Annotated in this window: 6 protein-coding genes; 3 read left to right on the top strand and 3 right to left on the bottom strand. The window is 60.1% G+C overall.

What is annotated here, in order from left to right; genetic code table 11:
- The 3 genes from IC50_RS36510 to IC50_RS36495 all read left to right on the top strand — a co-directional run.
- On the top strand, positions 1-390 hold a 390-nt coding region (locus IC50_RS36510), incomplete at its 5' end, for a helix-turn-helix transcriptional regulator (RefSeq protein WP_210161549.1).
- Positions 377-1,276 carry a reverse transcriptase family protein gene (locus IC50_RS36505; protein WP_050991194.1) on the top strand — a complete coding sequence of 300 codons (900 nt, stop codon included), beginning with the start codon at positions 377-379 and terminating at the stop codon, positions 1,274-1,276. The genes IC50_RS36510 and IC50_RS36505, both read left to right, overlap by 14 nt.
- A gap of 93 nt (positions 1,277-1,369) precedes the next feature.
- Positions 1,370-2,523, top strand: a protein-coding gene (locus tag IC50_RS36495; RefSeq protein WP_085974135.1) for an IS3 family transposase whose coding sequence is annotated in 2 segments (ribosomal slippage) — positions 1,370-1,619 and positions 1,619-2,523 — 1,155 coding nt in all. Because the reading frame shifts where the segments join, the coding sequence is not laid out codon by codon here.
- 360 nt (positions 2,524-2,883) lie between these two features.
- On the opposite strand, the gene IC50_RS36490 is transcribed toward IC50_RS36495, so the two are convergent.
- From IC50_RS36490 to IC50_RS36480, 3 genes are all read right to left on the bottom strand, one after another.
- Positions 2,884-3,699 carry an IclR family transcriptional regulator gene (locus tag IC50_RS36490; RefSeq protein WP_035716420.1) on the bottom strand — a complete coding sequence of 272 codons (816 nt, stop codon included), beginning with the start codon at positions 3,697-3,699 and terminating at the stop codon, positions 2,884-2,886.
- 119 nt (positions 3,700-3,818) lie between these two features.
- Positions 3,819-4,913: an extracellular solute-binding protein gene (locus IC50_RS36485; RefSeq protein ID WP_035716418.1), complete on the bottom strand. Its 1,095-nt coding sequence runs from the start codon at positions 4,911-4,913 to the stop codon at positions 3,819-3,821.
- Between the two features lie 32 nt (positions 4,914-4,945).
- On the bottom strand, positions 4,946-5,743 hold a 798-nt coding region (locus IC50_RS36480; RefSeq protein ID WP_035716417.1), incomplete at its 5' end, for an ABC transporter permease.

Here is a 5,743-nt window from a genome sequence, read left to right as displayed (position 1 = left end):
GCTACACCACTCCTTGGGACACGATCGAATCTCCAAAGTCTTTCGGGAGTAGACGCCTCCCTGTTTTGTATTGGAGAGACAATGCTCAACGAAGCACTAAGATTGATCCGTGTTTATCACGACGCGAAGCAGGGCGACGTCGCGGAGCGGCTTGGTATCTCCAAGTCTTATCTCTCCGAGATTGAAAAGGGGCGCAAGAAGCCGACACTTGAGATTATCGAAAAATACTCGTCAGAATTCGGAATTCCAGTATCATCTATAATGTTCTTTTCTGAGCATATTGAAGACGGTCGTTCGCTAAAGAACGTTCGCTTGGCGGTCGCAGGGAAGATCGTAAAGCTCCTGAAATTCATTGAAGTTCGCTCGGACCACCTTCATGCCGAGCAATGAAAAGCGCTATCCGCTCGATCAGTCGCCACTGTTCAGACTAAAACGGCGCGCAAAGCTTGCACAGCTTTTGGGTATCAGTGATCGCGAGCTTCGCTGGCTCACGCGAAACGCTGACACCTTGTATCGAGAGAAAGATAGGCCGAAGAAAAACGGAAGTGGCCTTCGTCATATAGAAGATCCTCAACGCCCGCTGAAGAAAGTTCAGTCAAGCCTTGCTCAGCTTTTGAGTCGTATCGACCCCCCTGATTTTCTGTTTTGTCCTGTGAAAGGACGTGATTACATCCAGAACGCCGCTCAGCATCGTGGCAACCGCGTTGTTCGGTGTCTGGACATTCATAAATATTTCCCCAGCACGAAATCTCGGAGAGTCTTTTGGTTCTTCGACAAAGTGCTTCGCTGCGAACGTGACTTGGCAGGGACGTTGACTCGGCTTTCGTGCTATCGCGAACACCTGCCCACCGGTAGTCCCCTCAGTCCCATTCTATCCTATTTTGCGCACTTGGACGTTTGGTCCTCAGTTGCGCAAACCTGTAAGGCTCACGATTGCGTACTGACGGTGTACATCGACGATGTCACTGTGTCGGGAGAGAACGTTAGCGAATCGATGATGTGGGAGATCAGGCAGACGATCCATCGCGCCGGTCTCCGCTATCATAAGGAAAAGCTCTACGTGGAGCGGCCGGCTGAAATAACTGGCGTTATCGTCGATGGGAAAACATTGATGCCACCTCACCGCCAGCACAAGAAAATTCGCGTTGGCGAGGCTAGCCTGAAGGTCGAAAAGAAGCCGTTCTTGGCTCAAAAGATTTCAGGTCAGCTGTTGGGGTTGAGGGGGCAAATTGAGCAGATACGCCTTAAGAGTAAAATGCCGCAGCCGATAGGTTAGCCGGTACTCCTACCCCTGTAGTTTCTACGTCTTGAGCTGCTGCCGGTTTGATGGACACCGAGATTAGGTGTTTCATGAAGCCGGAGGTGGGCAATGAAGAGACGGAAGTTCAGTCGCGAGTTCAAGATCGAGGCGGTCAAGCTGGTCAGGGAACGCGGGGTGTCGGTGGCACAAGCCGGCCGCGACCTAGACGTTCATGAGAACGTGCTGCGCAAGTGGGTCAAGGAGTTCGGCTCCGACCCGGTGCAGGCCTTCCCCGGTCATGGGCAGATGAAGCCCGAGCAGCAGGAGATCGAGCGGCTGCGCCGTGAGGTCGCCAAGCTGAAGGCCGAGCGGGACATCCTAAAAAAGGCCGCAGCCTTCTTCGCGAAGGAAGCGACATGAAGTTCGTCTTCATCGCGAAGCACCGGGCGATCTGGCCGGTGGCATGGCTATGCGATGCGCTGGGGGTGTCGCGGTCGGGCTTCCATGCCTGGCTGAACCGCTCTCCCAGCGCCAGATCCCGCAGCGACGAGGAGCTCGGCGGCAAGGTCAAGGCCAGCTTCATGGCAAGCGACCGCACCTATGGCGCGCGCCGGGTGTGGCGTGATCTGCTCGCGGAGGGGGCTGACTGTGGCCTCCACCAGATCGAACGACTGATGCGCCTCCAGGGCTTACGGGCACGGCCACGCCGGCGGCGCTTGCCGAAGGACAGCGGCGACCGGCAGCTCGAGGCCGTGCCGGCAAACCTCCTTGACCGGCAGTTCATTGCCGAGCGGCCGAACCAGAAGTGGATCGCCGACTTTACGTATCTCTGGACGGCCGAGGGCTGGCTTTACGTCGCGGCGGTGATCGACTTGTTCTCGCGCCGGGTGGTGGGCTGGTCGATGAGTGCCGCCATGACGGCACAGCTCGTGACGGACGCATTGCTGATGGCTGTCTGGCGCCGCGGCAAGCCGGATGCGCTGCTGCACCATTCCGATCAGGGCAGTCAGTATACGAGCGATCAGTTCCAGCGCCTGATGGCCGACCACGGCATCGTCTGCAGCATGAGCCGTTCCGGCAATGTCTGGGACAATGCGGCGATGGAAAGCTTCTTCTCCTCGCTCAAGACCGAACGGACGGAAGCCAAAACCTACAGGACCAGAGACGAGGCACGCGCCGATGTGTTCGACTACATCGAAAGATTCTACAACACGATCCGCAGGCACTCGACCATCGGCTATCTCAGCCCCGTTGAGTTCGAGCGCAAGGTGGGATTAGCTTAACCTGGTGTCCATCAAACCGGCAGCAGCTCATCTGTTCGTGTGTTTTCGTTAGGTCGATTTCAAATAAATCAATGATTTAGCCATACGTCGCATAGTTCGGGACGCAGGGGTCGCAGGTTCGAATCCTGCCACTCCAACCATTAGTTTCAATGACTTACGCTCTCTATGTTTTCACGTCCCGCGCTACGCGCCCGTACAACGGAGGGGCGCGGGTGTCAAAACTTGCGCGTTGGTCGTTGTCCGCTCACCCAACATCGTCGATTACGTGGATTACGCAGCAATTTGCCGCCGTCAAAGGCGATCTTGCTCGATGTTCGTCCGCGCTGCCACGGCCGGCTGCGGACATCGTGGCCGGCAGGATCAGGGGGCGCGGCGCGATTGATGTGACGGCGCAGGATCGCCTCTCACGGCGGGATAGGCCGCCGCCCTGTTGGAATAGCCGAGGGCGGCGCCGATGGTTCGGGCTGCCTCCATCACGTGAACCGAATATTCCTTGATCTGCTTGCGCTTGATGCGCGTGTCGGGCCCGGACATGCCGATCGCTCCGACGAGCTCGCCGGAGCGACCGAGGATCGCGCAAGCGCAGGCCGCGATGCCCTCGCGCCACTCGCCGTGCAGCACGGAGGAGTAGCCTTGCGCGCGTGCCAGCTCGATGTCCTCGCGCAGCTCCTTGATCGTCGTGCGCGTCGTCTCGGTGTAGCGCCTGAGATGCGGGCGGAATCGCTCCAGGTAGTCGTCAGGCATGTATGCGAGCATCGCCTTCCCGGTCGCCATGGTGAACGCGGGAGCGCGCATGCCCACGCTCGTATGGGCGCGGATATGGTGAGCGCTTTCGATCTTGTCGACGTAGACGACGTCGGTATCCTCGAGCACGGACAGGTGAATGGTTTCGCCGGTTATCTCGGCGAGCTTCGTCATCGCCGGACGCGCGACGTTGATGAGGTCCATCCGGTGGATGACGTGGCTGCCGAGCGCCCAGATCTTGGTGGTGAGCTCATACATGCTGTGCGGGGGTATCTGGCGCACATAGCCCTGGGACTGCAAGGTCATCAGCAGCCGGTGCACGTTGCTCTTGGTGAGCTTCAGCTCGCTCGCGAGGTCCGTGACCCCACGAGGCTGCTCGCTCAGAGCAAGTGCTTCCAGGAGACGCAGTCCCTTGATAAAAGCCTTATCCATCCGCCAGCCGAAACAGAATGATCTTTCGTCCGATCTAGCATGGCCTGACCACCGGCCATAGCCCGCGATGGGGTAACCCCGATTCGTCCGGATCGGGGTTACGCCGCGGGTCGGCCTGCCTATTGGGCCAGCAGGGCGTTGAGCTTCTCCTGCCCGTACTCTTCGTTGGTGGAATTTCCGGCCGGGGACCGTGCGCCCCAATAATCCGGGCTCCACTCGATCGCCTTCGAGATGTTGTCCGGGTTGTTGGCCCAGTAGCGGGCGAGCTTCTTGTCGGTCGCCGCCTCGAACACGACCTTGGAGGGAAGGGCGACCGGGAAGGTCGAGGTGAGCTGCGCCGCGCGCTTGGGCTCGAGCCGCCAGGAAAGCAGCTTCAGCGCGTTGTCGTAGTTCGGCGCTCCCTTGGGGATCGAGAAGAAGTCGTAGTAGACGAAGCCCTGATTGAAGGTCAGCTCGATCGGGGCGCCCTCCAGGGCGAGCTTGCTCATCGAGCCGGTGTAGGCCATGCACATGTCGGCCTCGCCGTCGAGCAGGAGCTGCGGCGGCTGTGCGGCCGTCGTCCACCATTTGGCGATATGGGGCTTGATCTCCTTGATCTTCTTCAGCGCCCGCTCCATGTCGATCGGGTAGAGCTTGCTCTTCTCCACGCCGTCGGCCATCAGCGCCGCCTCGAATACGAAACGCGGCCAGGCGGGCATGCAGCGCCGGCCGGGAAATTTCTTCACGTCCCAGAAGTCGGCCCAGCTCGTCGGTACGTTTTCTCCCTTGTACTTGTCCTTGTTGTAGACGAGGCCGACGCCGATCACCTGCAATGCCACGCCCTTCTTGCGCTTCAGGTTGTCCGGCATCGCCGCCAGCGTCTGTTTCGCCGCCTCGGAAAGCTTGGAATAGTCGATATCGGCCAGGCAGCAGTCGCCGAGCAGCTTCGTTTCCTGGTCGAAGATGAACGTCAGGTCCCATTGCGCCTTGCCGGCTTCGGCTTGCGCCTTGATGCGCGGGCCGCTACGGGCCTCCTGGACGGTGACGACCTTGATGCCGGTCTCCTTCTCGAACGGGTCGTACATGACCTTGCGCAATGCATCGCCATATCCGCCGCCCGGATCCTGCATGATCACGACGTTGCTCTGCGCCTGAGCCAGACCCGTTCCCATCGCGACGAACAGGGCCGAGGCCAATACGGAAGCCGATAGTCGCAAGCGTTTCATTCCCAGCATTTTCTCTTTCCTCCAGTTGAAATGGATCTGTGTCACGCCGCCTTCCGCGACGTGGCGAGAACGGGTCGTGCAAGGACGAGCCCTGCCACCACCAGCAGCACCTCCAGCGTCGAGACCACGGCCAGCACCGGATTGAGGCGATAGTTGATGTCGCCCCACAGCATGAGCGGAAGCGTCTTCAGCTCCGCGCTCGACAGGAACAGCGTCAGCACCAGCTCGTCGAACGAATGCAGGAAGGCGAAGAACGTCGCCGCGGCGAGGCCCGGCATGATGGCCGGCAGCGTCACCAGGCGGAACACCGTCAAGGACGATGCGCCGTGGACGGCGGCCGCCTGTTCGAGCCTCGTATCGACGCCTTGAAGCGAAGCGGACAGGATCACCACGACGATCGGAAGGCCGCCGATCGCATGCGCGGCGGCGAGGCCGAAGACGGAGCCGACGAGATCGAAACGCAGGAACAGGCTGTAGAGCGACAGGCCGAGCACGACCGGCGGCACGATGATCGGGCTCACCAGCAGCAGCATGATGGCGGACTTGCCTCGGATTGAGCTCCTGACGATGCCGAGCGCCGCCGACGCGCCCAGCGCGATCGCAATGCCGGCCGACATCGCCGCGACGATCAGGGATGTCCAGAACGCCCGCATCCAGTTCGAATCGGAGAAGAACTGCTCGTACCAGCGCAGTGAAAAGCCCGGCGGCGGGAAGGTCAGATAGCTTGCACTGCTGAAGGAAATGATCATCACCACGATGATCGGCAGGATGAGAATGGCGATGACCAGGCCGCCCATCAGGCGAACGGTCCAGGTCCCGCAGCTCGCCGGCAGGCGCCC

Source organism: Bradyrhizobium genomosp. I (2014) (genome assembly GCF_000261685.1).
Taxonomy (GTDB): domain Bacteria; phylum Pseudomonadota; class Alphaproteobacteria; order Rhizobiales; family Xanthobacteraceae; genus Bradyrhizobium.
This window is presented reverse-complemented; position numbering and strand designations above follow the sequence as displayed.